Genomic DNA, 20,312 nt, shown 5'->3' with positions numbered 1-20,312 from the left:
TTTATGGGATCTCTTGCATAACAAACTTTTGGCAGCGCATTGGATGAAACGAAAAACTTCCTTGACACCCTTCGCCAGCCCCCTTATCATGAAACTGAAGCTATTTATTTATCTTCGCAATCTCTGCAGTGGATTAATGACAAAAAAACTTAATGTATTTGGCGTAAATCATGCTTAATTTTTTGCGCTATGTGCACCTCATGTCTTTATCAAATTTCTAGCTACACAAGCTGAAATACGCTATTTAAAACATCAAAAAACGCCAACTTAAAAAATGGATAGTGAATAATTAGCTACCCTAGGGTTTCTTTGCCTTTTTTTCTGTTTAGTAAATTTCTTAACGTTTATAATTTAGATTAGTTGCGGCTTAAAAGCGGCTGAGTCACGGTTATTAAGCGTTTAGAATAAAAAAACGCCATACTTGAAAGTATAATGTAAGTAACTAGCCAACCATCGGGCTTTTTTTGCCTTTTTTTTCGCTTGGTAAATTTTTTAATACTTAGATTAGTTGCAATTTAAGAGACCAGAAATGGTCAGTGCTTGGCACTGGAATAACGTCCTCCTTTGTTATCCCAGTGCCCAGACACTGGGATCCAGGAAACTTAATTGCAAGTAATGCATTGGATTTGGTGAGTATGGGTTTTATGTTATAGAATGAAACACTTTTGGTGAATTTGTAAAGAAAACTGGATCCCAGTGTTTGGGCACTGGGATGACAAGGTATAAACCTTATCGTCATGCCGCCGCGAACCGTCATACCGCGATTCATTCGCGGTATCTCAGCCGCTAACAAGAGATCCCGCTAACAAGTAGCGGGATGACGGTTGTCGTTCAGCCACAAACATTAAGAAATTTACCAAACAAAAAAAAAGGCAAAAGAAGCCCTGGGGTTATTATCCGCTTTAAAATATTGGCGTTTTTTATGTTTTAAACGCTTGACAAGCGAAATTCAGCTGCTTTTAATTGCAACTAACTTACGCTGCAAATGTTTAAGAAATTTACTAAGCAGAAAAAAAGACAAAGAATCCCCGAGTTAGCTAGTCTTTTACTATCTCTGTCGAGTATTGGCATTTTTTGATGTCTTGTAACGCTTTATAAGCGCGTTCAGCTTATTTAGATAAAAATCTAGATGTAGATGAAGTTTTGTAAAGACATACAGTATCTATATACTGCAAAAAGTTGAACATAAGACGCCGATACATTAAGTAATCCTTACCTTTTAATCTGTAGATTGGCGAAAGCAAATACAATAGCTTCAGTTTCATGATAAGAGGGCTGGCGGAGTTTGTCAAGCAAGTTTTTTCGTTTCTATTCCCAATAAAAGTTTGTTATATGGTTATGCAAGAAGTCTAATGAATCGCGGCATGACGTCTTAGCTATAGATGCTGGTTTGTGTGATTTCAAGAGAAGCTTAGTAGATAAGTTGTGTTTTAAACCAGATTCGGTATTTTAAACTGAACACTTTCAATAATACCACCTGGCATAACTGAAATTTTTACACTCAGGTTTACTTTTAGGTAGTCCATTAATTCATCAACCAATATGTCAGGAGCGGAAGCACCTGCAGTGATTCCTATCTTTTCTACACCCTGAAACCAGCTTTTATTCACACAGCTGTAATTATCAATCAAGTAGGCTTTTTTTCCTCTGGCAGTGCACAGATCTAATAAGCGGTTTGAATTTGAGCTATTTTTACTTCCTATAACTAACACCATGTCTACAATTTCAGCCAGCTTTTTAACAGCATTTTGTCTGTTTTGTGTTGCATAGCATATGTCCTTTAAATATGGACCTGTTATGCCTGGAAACCTTAATTTCAGGGCAGCAATAATGTCGCGAGTATCGTCGATGCTTAACGTAGTTTGTGTAACATAAGACAAATTATCTGGATCTTTAACCTTTAAATCATATACATCCTGCAAAGTTTGCACTAAAGTGATAGGATTGTTTACTCTTCCTCTAATTCCCTTAACTTCTGGATGGTTTTCATGCCCAATGAGAATTAATTCTTTACCACTGTTTTCATACCTTTTTGCTTCTTTATGCACTTTGCTGACTAAAGGACATGTTGCATCAATCACTTGAATACCCTTTCTTTTTGCCTCATCTTCTATATTTTTTGATACTCCGTGCGCGCTGAAGATCAGTATTCCTTCATTATCTTCAATTTCCTCGATACTGCTTACAAAAACCACTCCTTGTTTCTTAAAGTCCTCTACTATATATTTATTGTGAACAATTTCGTGTAGCACATAAACTTGGCGCTCGTTTTTGTATTTTTCTAAAGTAATAGCTAATATGTCCACAGCTCTTTTTACCCCGGCACAAAAACCTCGTGGTTCAGCTAAGATGATTTCCATTTTTGTCAAATCAAGTAAATATGCAAGCATTACTTAAAAATAAGCTCCGCTCACTGTGTTTTATAGTACCATTATTTATATTTTATATAATAATTATTTTTCGCATATTCTCTTTAACATTTGATCAACTTACTACTTCAGAAAATTTTAGAAAAGATAATATAGTACATAAACAACCTGATATTTTAGATAGAAATGGAGTGGTAATAGCAACAAATGTGCCCACAACATCACTATATATAGATGCAACCAAAGTAAAGAATCCGGAAAGTATAGCAGCACAACTGTGTTCTACTTTGCATGACCTCGAATACAAGAACTTATATAGAGTACTTACTTCAGAAAAGAAATTTGCTTGGATAAAGCGGCACTTGACTCCAAAAGAATTACTAGCGATCAAAAACGCTGGTGTACCAGGAGTAAATTTTTATGACGACATAAAGCGTATATATCCTCACAGTAATTTATTTTCACACGTGCTTGGTTACACTGACATAGATGGCAACGGTATTGCAGGAGTTGAGGCATATATAAGTAAAAATAATGAGCAAGAAAAGCCCATAATACTATCCTTAGATACACGAGTGCAAAGCATAGTGCATGAAGAGCTAACTAAAGCTGTAAGCAGATATCAGGCACTTGGCGGAGTAGGAATTGTTTTAAATGTGAGAAATAGTGAAGTTATCTCGATGGTCAGCCTACCTGATTTTAATCCCAACTTACAGAATAAGGCAGAAGACGTACAAAAGTTTAATCGCGCCAGTCTTGGGGTATATGAGATGGGGTCGGTATTAAAATACTTTACAATAGCCGCAGCGCTTGATGCGAACGCTACAAAAACTAGCGATTTATATGACGTATCAACACCAATCACCATTGGAAAGTATAAAATTCAGGATTTTCATAAATCTAAAATTCCAAAAATTACTGTGCAAGATATATTTGTAAAATCATCCAACATTGGTGCAGCAAAAATTGCAGTCAAACTAGGTATTGAAAAACAGGTAGAATACTTTAAAGCTATGAAGCTATTTTCTCCTTTGAAAATAGAAATACCAGAAAAATCCACACCGATAATCCCGGATAAATGGAGTGAAAACACTTTAATAACAGCATCTTATGGTTATGGCATAGCTGTAACTCCTATACATCTTGCACAAACTGCAGCAGCATTAATCAACAATGGGATATTTCATAACGCAACCTTGATGTTGAATAAAAGAAGTATAGGAGAGCAAATTATCTCAAGAAGAACTTCCAGGGAAATGAGAAAATTATTACGTGCAGCAGTAACAGATGGCACTGGCAGAAAAGCAAAAATAAAGGCATATTCAATAGGAGGAAAAACTGGATCGGCGGAAAAAGTTGTAGATGGTAAATATAGCAAAGATGCAAACATAGCATCATTTATAGGAGTGCTAACTATGCTTGACCCAAGGTACATAGTGCTAATTGCTATTGATGAGCCTCAAGGGATGCACCATACCGGGGGAATAATTGCTGCGCCTATAGTAAAGAACATTATAAATAGAATAGCGCCTATACTAAATGTTACACCTGAGATGTAAAATTATGATTGCTTTACTACAACTTCAAATTTATCATCACCAAAATCCTTATTAATATACCAAGAACCATCATCTTTAGTTACAAATTCAAGACCTTTAAGGTCTTTTTTTATTGTCTTTCCATTTTGACCATCAATAGCGATATTAATATCGAATGTAATAATGTCTAGATTTATCATAGCTTCTTTCCCGCTGCACGAATTTAGACTGAACTTGCCTAACATGACATCATTAAAACTCACTTCCCCTGTATAGACATCACACTGACCGTCCACACAACACGTAGTTTCAATATAGAAAAGATCTGACATACAAAATACCTTAAAAAAAAGAACTAAACATATATGGCCACTACACCACACCGCTAACAAGTAGTAAAGCGTCGATAAACCTAAGTTACTTTAGCTACGTAGCCATAATACAGCTAGAAATGTAAAATTCAACAGTTAATTGTGTGATTAATAGAGAAGTCTTATTTAGTACACCTTATAGGAATGGCTGTTTAGTTTTTTTGTTAATCTTTTTTACCATGCTGTCAATCATATGCTTTATCCCTTGATATACAGAGTATGTACTTTCGTCGCTACGCATATAAGCAGAACAGGAAAATACATTATGTTCTTCGTCTTCTATTGATAACTCTGTATCGCACTTTATGTGTTCGCCGCCAAGCTTTTCTATCAACTGTTCTTTGTCATCTCCTATAGTTACCTTAACCTTACTTTCTTCTTTACCTATCTTGCTACTTAAAATTGAAACAATGATGGCTGGAGATATGCATATCGCTCCTATTGGCTTTTTTGTAACAAAAAATTCTGAAACTAATCTTTCAAATTCAGGCATTACTGTCACCATGTCTTTACTTTCAGCTAAGTCAGATAAATTTTTCGCAACCCCGTATCCACCAGGTACAACTAGCATGTCAAAATTTTCAGCTTTGGCTTCTTTTAAGTCATATATTTCGCCTCTTGCGATTCTTGCTGCTTCCACAAGTACATTCCTTTTTTCTTTTGTTGCTTCTTTTGTTCTATGATTCATAACTTGTGTGATATTGATATCAGGTGCAAAGCATTTAACATCCACTTCCTGCTGATCAAGCACAAGCAAACTTAAAACCGCTTCTCTTACCTCTGCACCGTCAAGGTGACCACACCCTGATAAGACCACAGCAGCTTTTAATTTTTTTTCACCCATAAAGTACCTTGATTTCATATAATCTAGATATTTTAATACAAATTCTATATTTGGAAAGGGGTATGTTATATCAATTATAATATAATTAATGATTAGTATGTATAATTAGGCATATTTATAATCAACGAAGCTGAATATGGAATCTAGCAATAGTATGTTTTTTGACACTGACTATCCAGAACTAAGAAAAGCTATTTCAGATATAATAGAAAGTATTGCACAATCCTCACAAGAGGGGAAAAAAGAGTTATTTACAACCCTATCAGAACAAGTTAAAGGGATGAACCTCAAAGATTTAGGTTTAGCGATTAATGACCAAGGCTTGCAAAAGGAGGTCAACAAAGAATTATTTATAAAATTCATTGAAGAAGCGCTTGAAGGTTTAACTTCTGAAAATGTTGACTCAAAAATAATAGAAGAGGCGTTAAAATCTGTTAATCAGCAAGCAATAAGTAATGTTATAAATAATAATAAAGGTCCACTGGACAATCTAGTCAATTATTTTAAATCAGCATCTGCAAATAAAAAAATTGGAATAGCTTCTGCCGTAATGGTATTAGGAGCAGCATTTTCTCCACTTATTGTGCTTGCTACATTAATAGCACTTGTAGGTATTGGAGCACGTTATGCAGGAATAGGTATAGTAAAGGCAGGGGAAAAAATAAAAGAAGGTGCGATTGATGCAGGAAAAGCAGTGAAAAGTTTATCTAAAAATTTAGGGGATAAATTGCCTGAGGTTGGGCCAAAAAAAGATAACTTTAGTAAATTATACAACAGTTTGGCTCAAGAGATTATAGGCTATAATATGTCCGAAGAAGGTGAAAAAATAAAAAACGCCCAGAGTAAAGCAAAGGTCATAGGCATGCTTCAAAATGAAGGGCAGCGATCTGCTATACAAGAGTTAGTAAAGAATGGAACTATTCAAAATTTTTCAGAAGATGACATGAAAAAGCTTAGAGAAAAAGGTACTAGTACTTATGAAAGTGATAAGGAAGCACTTGAGGAACTTATGGAGAAATTTCAATCTAAAATTATGGCCATTGGTGAGGGTAAAATAGAGGAGGTAGAAAAAATTGTTGATGAGAAAGTTGCAGCAATGAAGCCATCTTCTCACTTAGGTATTTCAAGTGCTGCACGAGTGAGTGAAGGAGGAATCACAGGACCAAGTTGATGCATTTTTTTACGCAAAAATTACTATCAGAAAGTGGGGTTACGCTACTCCTTTTTATCCACTTTTTTGAGCAATCCACTTCCACATCTAACACACATCTCAGTGATTATAATATCCAATTTTTGATCATGTTTTTCTACAGGTAAATCTTTACAATATTGTTTCTCATAGGCTACACCTATAAATATTTTTCCAAGTGGCCGCAGTTTTTCTATCATTGTATCATACCAACCACCGCCAAAACCCAATCTATTAAAATGATCATCAAAAGCAATAACAGGAGTAATGATTGTGTCGGGAATTACATCTTCATTTGTTTCGTTCCATTCCTCAAATTTTAGTAACTTATTTTTATTAGGAATTGCTACTTTATAATCTAAATCGAGTAAACTATGCATCAAAGGCACAACATCTATTTCCTCATCCATTGGAATGTAAGCTGCTATTGTTTTGCCTTTAACGTAGCTTAAGTTCTGATTAAAGAGATTAATAAGGGAATTTGCCGCATAACTGGAATAACTTTCATCAATATCTTTTCTTATAGCTCTATATTGCTCTCTTATTTCCTTTTTGTGCTGTTTAATATCTTTGAACATGATCTATCCATTTTGCAGTAAGTTTTTCTTGTAAACTATTTTGCTTCAAGCGCTCACTTAAAAAGTCAAAGTCAACACACCCCATATCCTGGTCTTGATTACTGCAACTATAAACAAAACTCCTTTCTCCTGTTTTCGCATTTATATGTTGCTGCACACACTGAGCGCAGATTTCTTTCATCATACACTGCATAGGAGAATTAACTGATGATATCGCTATGTGGCCTGATTTCAGATATGGCTTTAAAATTGTTTTTCTAGCTTCATTCACAGCTTTCATCATTTTGTCAGAACCAATAGTGATAATTTTATCTATAACGTTCAAATTAATACCTAATCTTCCTTGTTGATAAGAGACTATTGCATCAACTATATTACCATGAAAGGATTTATCTTGATCTCTGCTTGTTTCTATCAATCCTTCTTCACATGCCCAAACTACTGCATTTGATGCACGCTCTATCAGTGCTCGTTTAAATACATCACTTAACTTCTTATAGCCAGCAAAGTACAAAACCTTGTTATTATTTTCAAGACATGCCTTCCCTATCGAAAATAACACTGCATTTCCAACTCCACCACCAATTAGCATTATATTCTTCATGTGCTATTTTAACTGCATTTGTTCAAATTTTTTGAAATTTTATAGAACAAAGTAATTTATATAGTTCTATACACAAAGACAAGGACACTCTCTGACTTCAACTATACCGATAACTGATAGCTGCATTTTTACGCATATCATCTAATAACAAGTTGCTTTGTATCATAATCTTTTGTTGGTACATTTTCTGTTTGATTGCTTCTATACCCGCTACATTACTCTTGATATCACACAACATCATCAACTTTGCAGTGCCATTTTCTCTCAATTCTACTATTTCATTCACACTTGTTTTACTAAATAAAATCTGTAAATCAGGATTTAAATCTCGCATTTTTATTTCAAATTCTTTTGCGTTTGGCAGCTTAAAATTATCTGCCAATTTATCAAAATTTAAACAACTGACCTTTTGCTCTTTAAAATTATTCAATAAACTTTCTGAACCTTCAACCACAATCTGTTTTAATTTTAAAGTGCTTTCCAGCAGTGCATGATTAAGTTGTACTTTATCTATTACTTTTATAACGGAGTAACCTTCACTGAAACTGAATGGACCTGCTATGTCGCTGGTTTCTAATCCTTCTAAAACGCTCTTGAGTTTTCCTTTTAGCTGACTTAAATTAACTGTTGCTTTACGCATCTTTATTGGAGATTCTGGGTTATTACTGTTGCGTAATTTTTTTACTAAATCTTCAGCTATACCATAAACGTCCTTGTCTTTTTGATCAGGAATTATAAACTCTTGGAACGTGATAAGATAATCCGGCTTTTCTGTTTGCCTTTTTACATCATCTACTTCTTTATCGCTTATATTAATAAATGGCACAATTCTTACTTCAATAATTTTGCTCCACAGTAACTGACATTTTATTTGTTTTCTTAAAATACCAAGATCTATATTATGCTTCTCTATGTATTGATCAACTTCATTAGCCTTAAGTTTAAAACTTTGGGTTAAAAATAACATAATAGCATTATCTAACTCCTCGTTGCTCAATTTTATATTCAGCCTCTGTGCTTCATTGATAATGATAATTTCGTCTATTAGCTCCCTAAGCACTTGAGGCTTTGCTTCTTTTTGATTAACACTTTGAGTGCCAAACAATGAATTTATAAAGTTGATGCGTTTTTCGATATCTAAATTTGAAATTGGTTCACCATTTACATCTGCAACAATTTCAATCTCGGTTGCAAGCAACCTAAGTGGCAACACTATCAACAGTAAGATTAGTATTTTATACATACAAGTAAAGTTGTTTAGTTAATAACCAATTCTATAATAAATACTGAGTCAATGCTAGCCAACTTTTTAATAGTGATCTCAGTGACAATGGAAATAAAAACCATTGCAACAAAATCAGGTACGCTGGTAAATAGGCTAAAAACATGCTAATATAGCGAATTTAGACCGTGCTCAAAACAGTATACGGAAGGAGAGGGATTCGAACCCTCGATACGACTTTTGGGTCGTATAACGGTTTAGCAAACCGCCGCCTTCAGCCGCTCGGCCACCCTTCCAAATTTAGAACCTAAAGGTTATATAATACCAAGACCTCTACCGCCTGTCTAATGCTTTTAATTGCAATATTTGTATCTGTTCAGATGCATGGCTAATGCTGAAACAAAAATTCCAGTGCTCCCTTTCTTGTCATCCCAGTGCCCAGACACTGGGATCCAGGATTTTGATTAGCACTAAGTTGGTGAGCATATAAGTGTTATGTTAAAATATAACGTTTTTACGGAAAGTCTGGATCCCAGTGCCACGCACTGGAATGACATCGTTTACTATGTGCCATATTGCAATGTTCGTACAGTTGTGCGCGGTATAGATTCCGCTAACAAGTAGCGGAATGACGAATTTGTTGTTTTTCAAATTGTGGGCAAACCTAAGCCACTTTAGCTATAAATCAATAAAAACTAATTTCTGCTTTTTTCAATGATTTTCTTTGCTTCTTCCACACCAACCCATTCTCCAACTGCTACCGTTTTTCCCTTTTCCAGATCTTTATAATGAGAAAAGAAATGAGTAATTTTATCTAGTAGGCTTTTAGATAAGTCAGAATAGTCCTTTATATTGTCATAATAGCTATCAACACTGGAAACAGGCACTGCTAATATTTTCTCATCTTCTCCTTTTTCATCTTTAGTGAGTAATGCGCCTATTGGACGCACCGATATTAAAACACTAGATGCTAAGGGAAATTGAGTTAGCACCAAAACATCCACAGGATCACCATCACCTGCACAGGTATTTGGTATAAACCCATAATTGCAAGGATAAGTCATTGAGGTAGACAAAAATCTGTCAACTTGTAACAACCCAAGCTCTTTATTAAATTCATACTTTACAGGCTCAGCATTTGCACTTATTTCAATTACCACATTCACCGCATTTGGTCCCGCTGTTATTTTACTTAAATCCATAAATCACCTCTTAACTTAAGAATAAGCATTATACAATATGTGCTTTTAAGTTGCCACATTTATGTAGTTCTAAGCTTGTTTTGCATGGAGCGGTCCTAAATTTTCATTCGTCATCTTATTGACTGTTGAAAGTGGTGATTCCTGTGGTGGTTCCAATAATTGAAATAAGGCATATACTATTACGATAGTAAGCACCGCACCAACTATCAGGTTAGTAAGGTTGTCTTGTGGCAAAACATTTTTTATTGAGTTGAGCAATTTTTGCTCCATAAGGAAATAATCAGCAACAGATAACCCAACAGATAATACAAACATACCCAAAATAAGTTTACAGGCTGTATTTTTATGGTTCTTTTCTTTTTTCTTGCTGACAATGAAATTTGACCTACATTTATTCTCTTTTTGTGGCACTGAGTAGTATATATTTTTAGGGTTTGTTACTAATTGTTCAAATTCATCACTATTCTGGTTTTTTAGCAATTGCTTCAAGGTTGGTCCAATGCTTTTAAAGGTTGGAAAATTTTGATTATTTTGATCTGCCAACATATTAAATGTTCTGTTTAGGCTACCTATCTTTTCGCGATTCAGCGTATATTTAGTGGCTCTATTTTGATCTTTCAGATTAATACTTTGCAGTAATCCAGCTAAATTCGTTATATATGTGAGAAAGACCACGTTACCTATTATTGGTAAATTTTCTTTTTTTATCGACTCTTTGTGATGTTCAGAAAGCTTATGATAGTCGACAAGTATAGAAAATAACAACACTACATCCTTGTCTACTTTTATGTCTTGATGAATAGAATAATAGCTGCTGATAACGCACTTATTTAATGCAAATTCTCTATCGTATTTATTTAATGTAGTTTCTTCATCTAGCAACTTTCTAACACCAATGAGTACTTTACTTTCAAAATCTTTTTCTGTTTTAAATATTGGTTCTCTCTTTGGATTTGCTAAAATGTTAAGTAAATCTAATTTTCTTCCATCTACTACTTCATTTATATATTCATTTAACTCAGATCCTTTAATAACTTCATATATTTTATCTATGACATCTTTAGTATTCAGGTTATTGTTTTCACTTAGAATTCGATAAGCTAGAGCATAAATTAAAAACAACCCTTGTAGACTAAATTTTAAGTTAAAATAGTAATCTAATTGTTCATCTTGCTTCTGTATGAATTCAGACAAACCAAAATGATTTCTGTGATCCATAAAACGACCTAAGTCAGCATGTTGAAAGCTACCTAAAAAAATAAATAACGTCTCTAATAAATTACCCTTACCAACAATTTTTATTAGTTCTTCAATTTCTTTTATCATTGCTGAAACCTATAATGTTCTACTTTATAGTATAAGGGATACATGGCAAAATAGCAATAAATGTTATTAGACTTCTTGCATAACCCAAACTAAGTAGAAAAAGGTATAGCTATACCGCCGCGGCACTAACAAGAGATCCCGCTAACACGCAGCGGGATACTATCTACACCGTCATACCGCGATTCATTCGCGGTATCTCTCAACATAGATCCCGCTAACACGTAGCGGGATGACGAGACTTATCTTTATGCTGCCACGAACCGTCATACCGCCGCGGCGCTAACAAGAGATCCCGCTAGCGGGATGACGAGCTTATCTTCATGCTGCCACGAACTGTCATACCGCCGCGGTATCTCCAGATCCCGCTAACAAGCAGTGGGATGACGAGACTTATCTTTATGCCGCCGCGAACCGTCATACCGCCGCGGTATCTCCAGATCCCGCTAACAAGCAGTGGGATGACGAGACTTATCTTTATGCTGCCGCGAACCGTCATACCGCGATTCATTCGCGGTATCTCTCAGCCACTAACAAGAGATCCCGCTAGCGGGATGACGGTTGTCGTTTAGCTACAAACATTAAGAAATTTACCAAACGAAAAAAAAGGCAAAAGAAGCCCCGTGGTTGGCTAATTACTTACATTATACTTTCAAGTATGGCGTTTTTTTATTCTAAACACTTAATAACCGCGATTTAGCTGCTTTTAAGCCGCAACTAATCTAAATTATAAACGTTAAGAAATTTACTAAACAGAAAAAAAGGCAAAAGAAACCCTAGGGTAGCTAGTTATTCACTATCCATTTTTTAAGTTGGCGTTTTTTAATGTTTTAAATGCTTTATAAGCGTATTTCAGCTTGTGTAGGTAAAAACCCAGAAATTTGATAAAGACATAGAGTGCACATAGTGCAAAAAATTAAACATGAGACGCCAGATACGTGAGTTTTTTTGTCATTTAATCTGTACAGAGAAGATAAATAAATAGCTTCAGTTTCATGATAAGGGGGCTGGCGGAGTTTGTCAAGCAAGTTTTTTTGTTTCTATTCCCAATGTTATATGGTTATGCAAGAAGTCTATTGTATGTTTACACTCTGCATTAAAGCTTTTAGTTAAGAGCATATCCATCCACCGCCGATAACTTGCTCATCTTTATACGCTACACAGGCTTGACCTGGACTGATGCCAAAGTAATCGTCGTTTAAAATGACACAGGCTTTATTTTTTTCGTCAGTTGAATGTATTGTTGCTAAACTTCCCGCATGTGATGATCTCAGCTTCACAGTTACTTCCATACCTTCCTTTGGTTGTTCTAACCAATTTAACTCCTTGATCAATATTTTTTTTTGCATTAATACGTTGATCGGACCTACTATAACCTCATTATTTTCTGTATTAATTTTTATCACATAAAGAGGTTCATTGTGTGCGATACCCAAGCCCTTTCTTTGCCCCACTGTAAAATTTACTATGCCACTGTGCTCGCCTAGCACTTTTCCATTAACATCCACTATTTTACCTTTCTGTACAGATTGTGGAGCTAATTTAGCTATTGTTTTACTATAGCTTTCGGAAACAAAGCATATATCTTGACTGTCCGGCTTTTCAGAAATTTGTAAGCTGAAATACTTTGCTAATTTTCTTATATCACTTTTATAGAACCCACCTAGTGGAAATCGCAAAAGCTTCAATTGCTCTTGAGTTGTAGCAAACAAAAAATAACTTTGATCTTTACTTTTATCAATGCTTCTGCACAACTTTACCTCACCATTTTTTTCTAACCTTCTCACGTAATGTCCTGTTACGAGCACATCCGCACCAAGATTTTTTGTAACTTGCAATAGATCACGAAATTTTACCGTTTGGTTACATCTCACGCATGGTATGGGAGTTTCCCCACGCATATAGGTACTCGCAAAATCCTCTATTACTTCCTTTTTGAATATTTCCTCATAGTTTAAAATATAGTGAGGAAAGCCAACACTTTCAGCTACACGCTTAGCGTCATAAATATCCTGTCCAGCGCAGCATGCGCCCTTTCTTGCGTTAGCATTACCGTCGGTGCCATAGAGTTGAAGAGTCACACCTACCACTTTGTACCCAAGGTTATGTAGCAGTGCTGCAGCAACGGAGCTATCAACTCCCCCGGACATTGCAACAACAGCCTTGGTCTGGTGCGGAGCTTTATCTTTTAGCAGAGGTTCTATTTCAAATTCTTTTAGCATAATCGCCTTAATTTATAAACACAAACTTGGTGTCATGCAAGTAGCTGACACTGGAATCTAGTTTCTATTACACAATTTCATCGAAACAGCATACTTGTTTATAGTCAATTTTTCTGGATCCCAGTGTTGGCTACTTGGATGACATCTTTATGCTTGAGGTAAAATTTGCTATAAAATTCGATGAACTACCTTTAAAAATAATTTAATCCTGCTTAAATAAAACATGGCCAAAATAATCCATGTTTTCAAGCACTTTTCCGCTACCCAGAGCAACACAACAAAGTGGGTCATCTGCAACACGAACTGGTAGTTTTGTTGTTTCACTGATAACTTTGCCCAAGTTACGCAATAATCCGCCGCCACCGGATAAAATTATTCCTTTATCGACTATATCAGAAGAAAGTTCAGGTGGAGTGCTCTCCAGTGCAGTCCTAATAGCAGAAATTATCTGATGTACAGGCTCTATTAAACTCTCTGCAACTTGGTATTCTGATAAAAGCATTTCTTTTGGCATGCCACTCACTAAATCCCTGCCTTTAATTATCATTCCCTCTTTGTTATTTTCACCTGGCAGACTGGCTGAACCTATGCTTTTCTTAATTTTCTCAGCGGTTGTTTCACCGATTAATAACTTATGATTTTCACGAATATATGATTTTATTGCTTCATCCATAATATCGCCACCTACTCTGGCAGAACGTGAATAAACAATTCCGCCTAAAGAAATAATTGCAACTTCAGTTGTACCGCCTCCTATATCAACAATCATAGAACCCTCAGGTTCAGTAACCGGGAGCCCAGCTCCGATTGCTGCAGCCATTGGTTCTTCAATTAAAAATACTTCATTTGCACCAGCACTTTCTGCTGCATCTTGTATAGCACGCCTTTCAACTGGCGTGGATCCAGATGGAACGCATATGATAATATTAGGTTTATTAACAGTGAATTTTGTGTTTGCACTGCGTATGAAATATTTTAGCATTTCTTCCGCACTTTTAAAATCAGCAATAACTCCATCCTTTAAGGGCCTTATCGCCTCTATTTCTCCAGGCGTTTTCCCAAGCATCATTTTAGCTTTTTTACCAAAAGCATAAGGAACGTAACTTCCTTTTTCTTTTATTCTTGCTACAACTGAAGGCTCATCAAGCACTATTCCCTGATTTTTCTGATAAACTAAAGTGTTTGCAGTACCAAGGTCTATAGCAATATCGCTAGCAAACAAACCTTTGAAAGTAAAAAGGCTATAAAACTTTCCGGTTAATTTTCGAACAAAATTCATACATAACTCAAGAAAACCATTTATTAAGACAAATTATACTTTTCAGATAAGTAGTAAGTAACACACTCAACGTCTAAACCCTTACCTGTTACTTTTTTTAGCAGTTCCAGGCCACACTTTGCACTGTATATATTTTGAGATAACCAACTGATAAGTAAACTAAAATCTCCTTTTATTATAGCACTTAATGATTCGTAATGATTCTTTTTAACGCAAGAGAAAATCTGCACAGCAGCAATTAAAGCAATAATTTTTATAGGAAAGTAGCCCATAACACCGCTTGCCCAATATTCATCTTGAAAATAAGTGTTTAGCTCATTTTCAGCTTTTACTGGAATTTTATAGTGCTTCATACCTTCCAGCCACGCATCATGCAGGTCTTTGACTTCCAATGTACCATTTATTATATCTTGTTCTAACCTAGTTCTCAACATAATATGAGCTAACAGACTAAATTCATCTGCATTTTTTAAAAAAGAAGAAAGGTTTATTTCATTGAAAATCAAGTACAAATTTTCAACACTGCTAACTTTCTCGTTAGTTTTGCCTTTTATAGCAAATTTCTCTTTTATGTGTGGTTGAATAAACTCAATAAATTCTCTGGATGTTCCAATCATCCTTTCCATGAATAACCCTTGAGTTTCATACATAACATGTCTCGTAATTGGACTACTTATAGAATTTTGCGCTAAACATTTTTGATAAATTGCATAACCACTATGCCGTAAAAGTGAAAATAAACCATAACAAAAATCAGATTCATCATAATCTATAGGGTAGTAATAAGAAGTACGAATCTCATTTAGTGCAATACCCATTTGCTGTAAACATAATGAGCCAAGTTCAATCTGTTTCTGAGTAGCAACTTTTTGTATATTAGTAACCTTATCCTTATCCTTTTTCTGCTTTTCAATTATTTTATCTACATTTTCGCTAAAAAATTTGCCTACCTTGGGGAATACTTCCCTTATATTCTTTTCTGTGATATCAGAGTCATAGTCAGCAAGCAGTGAGTCGTATTTTGAGCATTTTAATTGCTGCGATTTTATAGAAGCTACTTCGCGAATGAGTGTGATTAAATCAGTAAAACGTTCTTTTAGTTTTTCTAAGTTACTGGTTTCAGAATGAGATAGCTTCCATAAATTTTGGCATTCAACCTTAGCTTTGGATAAAGACTTTACTAAATCAATAGGAACAGCACTGTTGCTTTTATGTATTCTCTCTATTAACTTTAGCTGCTGAGTATTTGCACTTTTTTTGTTACCAAGAGCATCTGCTAATGATTCCTTTATTGCGTCATGAGAGATAATTTCATGTCTGATTTCTTCTAGAAGACTCATTTGTTCAACTTTGTCCTCTATATTCAATTGGCTTTGGTTTAGTACTTTTAGCGTATTTTCGATATTCTTTACCCTATATAATACTTCCTCTAAAAACTTATAAGATTGCATATTTGTTCATTATTTTAGAAAACATCTGTTTAATACCGTAATAGATTAATAATAAAGTTAAAAGTATATTTGCTTAAAGTACAATAAAAAATTGTACTTTTTATTCTTTTATTGGATTTTTCTATTCAGAGTCCAGCATATTATAGGAAAATTAATTGTAAGGTTGTAGAAAAAGTATTTAGTATTTTATTTCTCTTGACTATATTACAATATGGAGAGATATTAGCTACTGAAATTAAAGTTACGCACTATTTAAAATTTATGGAGGTTTAGTAATGTGGAGTAGACTGGTTATAATGTGCTGTTTTTGTTTATTACTTACTGGTGTAAGTTCTTGCCCAAAAAAAGGAGCAAATACAACAAATAAAATAAATTCTGTTGTTAAGCAGATAGGTGATAAAAGAGTTTTCTTTGGTTATGATGAATCTAGTATTGCTGAAGTAAGTGCAGATGCATTACTTGACGTAATGGAGGTGTTACAAGATAACCCTGACGCGAAGGTTACTTTAACTGGTCACACTGACAACCGTGGTTCTCATGAATATAATCTTGCGCTAGGCGCTAGAAGGGCTGATGCAGCTAAAAAATTTATGGTTAGTTGTACACCCTACATAGAAAACAGAATAAAAACTGCTTCTAAAGGTGAAACTGAGCCTTTGGTTAATGTAAAAGATGATTCTAGAAATTCTAAATATGAAAAAGAGCATGCTAAAAATCGTAGAGTGGAATTTTCATTTTCTGGAATAAAGAAATAGTTTCTTGCATTAAAACCTGGATCCCAGTGTCAAACACTGGGATGACATAAAGAAAGGGCACTGGGGTAGACAAAAAAGGACAAACTTGTCATATTTCGTTGCTTGTTAGCGGGATCTATATATACCACAAATAAGTCGCGGTATGACGTAAGAGATCTGACCTGTCTGGCCATCAAGAGACATAATGGAATTAGAGTTATTATTTCAAAATGTGGTTAATAGTTTTGCTTTCTATAACAATCAAGTTGCAGTTGCAGTATCAGGTGGTGTAGATAGTATAGTCTTACTGCACTTAATGACTAACTGGGCAAAAAAAAACAAGCTTTCACTTCCTATAGCATTAACAGTAAATCATGGATTACGTCCAGAGTCTCAAAAAGAAGCTGATTTTGTTGTAAGTTATGCAAAGGAACTTGGAGCAAAGGAATCGTTCATATTAAATTGGGAGAAGCAAAATATTAAAGGCAATATTCAGTTACAGGCACGAAAAGCACGGTATAAGTTACTAGCAGAGTGGTGTAAAAATAATAATGTTAAATATTTACTTGTTGCTCATCACAAAGATGATCAAGCAGAAACGTTCTTGTTAAGATTAGAGCGAGGTAGTGGCGTAGATGGATTATCATCAATGGACTACAAGTCTTTCCTAAATGGTATTTATATATTTAGGCCATTGTTAAATTTTAGTCGTAGTGAAATAGAAAAGTACGCTAAGCTTCATCGGTTAAAATGGATCGAAGATAGAAGCAATCATGACTTAAAATACAGACGAACTTTATACCGTAACTTACTTAAAGCAAGTGATAATCAAGAGATTTTAACAGAGCGAATATGCCTCACAGCCCTTCATATGAAAAGAGCTGCAAAAGCGTTGATGCACTACACACGCCTTGCGTTTAATGACTGCGTTAATGTGCATGATCTTGGTTATATTGAAATTAAACTAAGTGAATTTTATCAATTGCCAGAGGAAATAGCCTTGAGGCTTCTTCTTTACTCTATAATGGCAATTGCCAGTAAACATTATAAACCAAGGTACAGCAGCCTCATTGCAATATTTAATAGAATATTGCAAAAGGATAGTAATGTTAACTGTACACTTTCTGGGTGTAAAATAAGAAAGTATGGAGAAAATATCTTAATAATTAGAGAATCGTCAAGGATACAAGAAATTACCGTAAACCTACCTTTAAATGAACCTACCCAATGGGATAACAGATTTAGCTGCACAATACTCGGAAATCAAGGGTGTTCAGTTATCATCGCTCCATTAAAAAAAACACAAAAAGTTCCTGAATTTCTGAAGGATTACAACTGCTGCCCTGAAGTTTTCTACTCTTTGCCTACAGTACAAAAAGATAGCAAGGTGCTTGCTTATCCTGATGTAAATTATAACGGAAAAAATACCAATGACGATAAGGTTCAATGCATTATTAATAGCACGATAAAACAAAATTTGGTAAGCTTGATTAGTATTTAGTTAGAAATAGAAATGAAAAAATTTTTAGAAGGCTTATTGATCTGGTTAGTAATTATTGTTCTTATTTCAGTTGCTTATATTCAATTCAGCGGAAATGTAGGTAAAAGTAAAACAATTATACCTTTTTCGGAATTTTTAACTAGACTAGAAGACAATGATGTAGAAAATATTGTCATAAAAAACCAGAGCATTGAAGGCAAGTTCAGGGACGGTTCAAGTTTCAATTCAAGCGGTGTCATATATAGCGACCTAATAAAAAATTTACATGATAGAAAAGTGAGATTCTCCTTTTCAACTGGAGATTCTGCCATGAACGTAATTGGTGGATTACTTATCTCATGGGTCCCAACATTTATCTTTATTGGCTTTTTGCTATTCTTTCTTAAACAAACACAAGCGGGAGGCAACAGAACTATAAGCTTTGGCAAGTCAAGGGCTAGACTCATGACTAGTGGAAAAAAAGTAACATTTGATGATGTTGCTGGAATTGATGAAGCAAAAGAAGAGCTAGTAGAGATCGTTGATTTCCTTAAACAAAGGCAAAAATTTCAAATATTAGGTGGAAAAATACCAAAAGGGTGCCTTTTAATTGGCTCTCCTGGAACTGGTAAAACTTTACTTGCTCGTGCAATTGCAGGAGAAGCTAATGTGCCATTCTTTAGCATTTCTGGATCTGATTTTGTTGAAATGTTTGTTGGTGTTGGTGCGAGCCGTGTTCGTGATATGTTTGATCAAGGCAAGAAAAATGCTCCTTGTATAATTTTTATAGATGAGATAGATGCGGTGGGTAGACATCGTGGCATTGGTCTTGGTGGCGGCAATGATGAAAGAGAACAAACATTAAATCAGTTATTAGTTGAGATGGATGGCTTTGAGTCTAATGAAGGTGTAATAATAATTGCTGCGACTAACCGTCCGGATGTCTTAGATCCAGCACTGCTTAGACCTGGTCGTTTTGACCGACAGATTACTATTTCTTTACCCGATATAAATGGGCGTGAAAAGATATTAAATACTCATATAAAGAAAATATCAATAGCACCAGATGTAAACGTGAAAACAGTTGCAAGAGGAACACCAGGTTTTTCAGGGGCTGATCTAGCAAATTTGGTGAATGAATCTGCACTTATCGCTGCAAGAAGAAACAAGAAAATTGTTACCATGGATGATTTTGAATATGCACGTGATAAAGTAATGATGGGCGCAGAAAGACGATCCCTAATTATGACAGAAGAGGAAAAGAGACTGACTGCATACCATGAAGCTGGTCATGCGATAATTGCGGTTAATATGCCTGCTTCTGATCCTATACACAAGGCAACAATCATTCCAAGAGGTATGGCCTTAGGTTTAGTTATGAGACTACCGGAAACAGATAGAGTGTCCCACACAAGAGAAAAGCTGATAGCAGATATAACTGTTGCCATGGGTGGCAGGGCAGCAGAAGAGTTAATTTTTGGCTACGATAAAGTTACAAGTGGCGCGTCTTCTGATATACGACAAGCATCTAACATAGCACGTGCTATGGTAAAAAAATGTGGAATGAATGATGAGATAGGGCTAGTGTATCACAATCGTGAGCAGCAAGATCCACAACATCCTCATATGACATCTGAAGATACGCTAAAGCTCATAGATGAAGAAGTGAAAAAAATCATATCTTCTTGCTATGAAAAAGCAAAAGACATTTTGACCAAGCATAAGAAAGGCTTAGAGCTTATTGCTGAAAATCTACTGGAGTTTGAAACTTTAACAGGAGATGAAATAAAGGATATACTAAACGGAAAAAAAATTGTTAGAGAAGAAAATGAGAAGAATGAGAAAGTAAAAAAATCCTCTCTCTATGAGAGTTGACCTCATCTTAAAAATGCTAATCAGCTAACGC

General features: G+C 35.1%; 18 protein-coding genes and 1 tRNA gene. 5 read left to right on the top strand and 14 right to left on the bottom strand.

Annotated elements, in window-relative coordinates; all coding sequences use genetic code 11:
- Positions 1–499: 499 nt before the first annotated feature.
- Positions 500–769 carry a hypothetical protein gene (locus ACICPZ_RS06535; protein ID WP_244663114.1) on the bottom strand — a complete coding sequence of 90 codons (270 nt, stop codon included), beginning with the start codon at positions 767–769 and terminating at the stop codon, positions 500–502.
- 661 nt (positions 770–1,430) lie between these two features.
- Positions 1,431–2,360, bottom strand: a complete 930-nt coding sequence (ispH, locus tag ACICPZ_RS02925; RefSeq protein ID WP_264374037.1) for a 4-hydroxy-3-methylbut-2-enyl diphosphate reductase — start codon at positions 2,358–2,360, stop codon at positions 1,431–1,433.
- Between the two features lie 20 nt (positions 2,361–2,380).
- Here ispH and ACICPZ_RS02920 point away from each other — a divergent pair, with 20 nt between their 5' ends.
- Complete coding sequence (locus ACICPZ_RS02920; protein ID WP_151807547.1) at positions 2,381–3,928, top strand: peptidoglycan D,D-transpeptidase FtsI family protein; 1,548 nt, start codon at positions 2,381–2,383, stop codon at positions 3,926–3,928.
- Between the two features lie 2 nt (positions 3,929–3,930).
- On the opposite strand, the gene ACICPZ_RS02915 is transcribed toward ACICPZ_RS02920, so the two are convergent.
- On the bottom strand, positions 3,931–4,239 hold the full coding sequence (locus ACICPZ_RS02915) for a hypothetical protein (protein ID WP_010081942.1): 309 nt from the start codon (positions 4,237–4,239) through the stop codon (positions 3,931–3,933).
- 175 nt (positions 4,240–4,414) lie between these two features.
- Positions 4,415–5,122, bottom strand: a complete 708-nt coding sequence (gene elbB / locus ACICPZ_RS02910; protein ID WP_209473289.1) for an isoprenoid biosynthesis glyoxalase ElbB — start codon at positions 5,120–5,122, stop codon at positions 4,415–4,417.
- 136 nt (positions 5,123–5,258) lie between these two features.
- Here elbB and ACICPZ_RS02905 point away from each other — a divergent pair, with 136 nt between their 5' ends.
- On the top strand, positions 5,259–6,293 hold the full coding sequence (locus ACICPZ_RS02905; RefSeq protein WP_264329599.1) for a hypothetical protein: 1,035 nt from the start codon (positions 5,259–5,261) through the stop codon (positions 6,291–6,293).
- Positions 6,294–6,337: 44 nt separating this feature from the next.
- Here the strand turns inward: ACICPZ_RS02905 and ACICPZ_RS02900 are convergent, their stop codons facing one another.
- The 10 genes from ACICPZ_RS02900 to ACICPZ_RS02855 form a co-directional block, all read right to left on the bottom strand.
- Positions 6,338–6,889, bottom strand: coding sequence for a 5-formyltetrahydrofolate cyclo-ligase (locus ACICPZ_RS02900; protein WP_155968432.1), 552 nt, complete (start codon positions 6,887–6,889; stop codon positions 6,338–6,340).
- The gene (locus tag ACICPZ_RS02895; RefSeq protein ID WP_006279429.1) at positions 6,873–7,493 is read right to left on the bottom strand and encodes a hypothetical protein; all 621 of its coding nucleotides are present in this window, start codon (positions 7,491–7,493) and stop codon (positions 6,873–6,875) included. The genes ACICPZ_RS02900 and ACICPZ_RS02895 overlap by 17 nt, the downstream gene beginning before the upstream one ends.
- Positions 7,494–7,590: 97 nt before the next feature.
- On the bottom strand, positions 7,591–8,736 hold the full coding sequence (locus ACICPZ_RS02890) for a SurA N-terminal domain-containing protein (protein WP_264373637.1): 1,146 nt from the start codon (positions 8,734–8,736) through the stop codon (positions 7,591–7,593).
- Between the two features lie 184 nt (positions 8,737–8,920).
- Positions 8,921–9,011, bottom strand: a tRNA-Ser gene (locus tag ACICPZ_RS02885).
- A 202-nt stretch (positions 9,012–9,213) separates the two neighbouring features.
- Positions 9,214–9,366, bottom strand: coding sequence for a hypothetical protein (locus ACICPZ_RS02880; RefSeq protein WP_264373636.1), 153 nt, complete (start codon positions 9,364–9,366; stop codon positions 9,214–9,216).
- A gap of 44 nt (positions 9,367–9,410) precedes the next feature.
- On the bottom strand, positions 9,411–9,917 hold the full coding sequence (ppa, locus tag ACICPZ_RS02875) for an inorganic diphosphatase (RefSeq protein WP_151807542.1): 507 nt from the start codon (positions 9,915–9,917) through the stop codon (positions 9,411–9,413).
- A gap of 69 nt (positions 9,918–9,986) precedes the next feature.
- Positions 9,987–11,243: a hypothetical protein gene (locus ACICPZ_RS02870; protein ID WP_264373635.1), complete on the bottom strand. Its 1,257-nt coding sequence runs from the start codon at positions 11,241–11,243 to the stop codon at positions 9,987–9,989.
- A gap of 1,106 nt (positions 11,244–12,349) precedes the next feature.
- Entirely contained in the window at positions 12,350–13,462 is a 1,113-nt protein-coding gene (gene mnmA / locus ACICPZ_RS02865) for a tRNA 2-thiouridine(34) synthase MnmA (RefSeq protein WP_209473297.1), read from the bottom strand.
- A 202-nt stretch (positions 13,463–13,664) separates the two neighbouring features.
- The gene (locus ACICPZ_RS02860; RefSeq protein ID WP_209473299.1) at positions 13,665–14,741 is read right to left on the bottom strand and encodes a rod shape-determining protein; all 1,077 of its coding nucleotides are present in this window, start codon (positions 14,739–14,741) and stop codon (positions 13,665–13,667) included.
- Between the two features lie 23 nt (positions 14,742–14,764).
- Entirely contained in the window at positions 14,765–16,192 is a 1,428-nt protein-coding gene (locus ACICPZ_RS02855; RefSeq protein ID WP_264339690.1) for a carboxypeptidase, read from the bottom strand.
- Between the two features lie 275 nt (positions 16,193–16,467).
- Between ACICPZ_RS02855 and ACICPZ_RS02850 the strand changes: the two genes are divergently transcribed.
- From ACICPZ_RS02850 to ftsH, 3 genes are all read left to right on the top strand, one after another.
- The gene (locus ACICPZ_RS02850) at positions 16,468–16,947 is read left to right on the top strand and encodes an OmpA family protein (protein WP_010081889.1); all 480 of its coding nucleotides are present in this window, start codon (positions 16,468–16,470) and stop codon (positions 16,945–16,947) included.
- A gap of 184 nt (positions 16,948–17,131) precedes the next feature.
- Complete coding sequence (tilS, locus tag ACICPZ_RS02845) at positions 17,132–18,427, top strand: tRNA lysidine(34) synthetase TilS (RefSeq protein WP_208571594.1); 1,296 nt, start codon at positions 17,132–17,134, stop codon at positions 18,425–18,427.
- A gap of 12 nt (positions 18,428–18,439) precedes the next feature.
- Positions 18,440–20,281: an ATP-dependent zinc metalloprotease FtsH gene (ftsH, locus tag ACICPZ_RS02840; protein ID WP_264374109.1), complete on the top strand. Its 1,842-nt coding sequence runs from the start codon at positions 18,440–18,442 to the stop codon at positions 20,279–20,281.
- The last annotated feature ends 31 nt before the right edge of the window (positions 20,282–20,312 follow it).

The sequence above is a fragment of the Wolbachia endosymbiont (group A) of Melitta haemorrhoidalis genome, assembly GCF_964273365.1.
In the GTDB taxonomy this organism is placed as follows: Bacteria; Pseudomonadota; Alphaproteobacteria; order Rickettsiales; family Anaplasmataceae; genus Wolbachia; species Wolbachia pipientis.
This window is presented reverse-complemented; position numbering and strand designations above follow the sequence as displayed.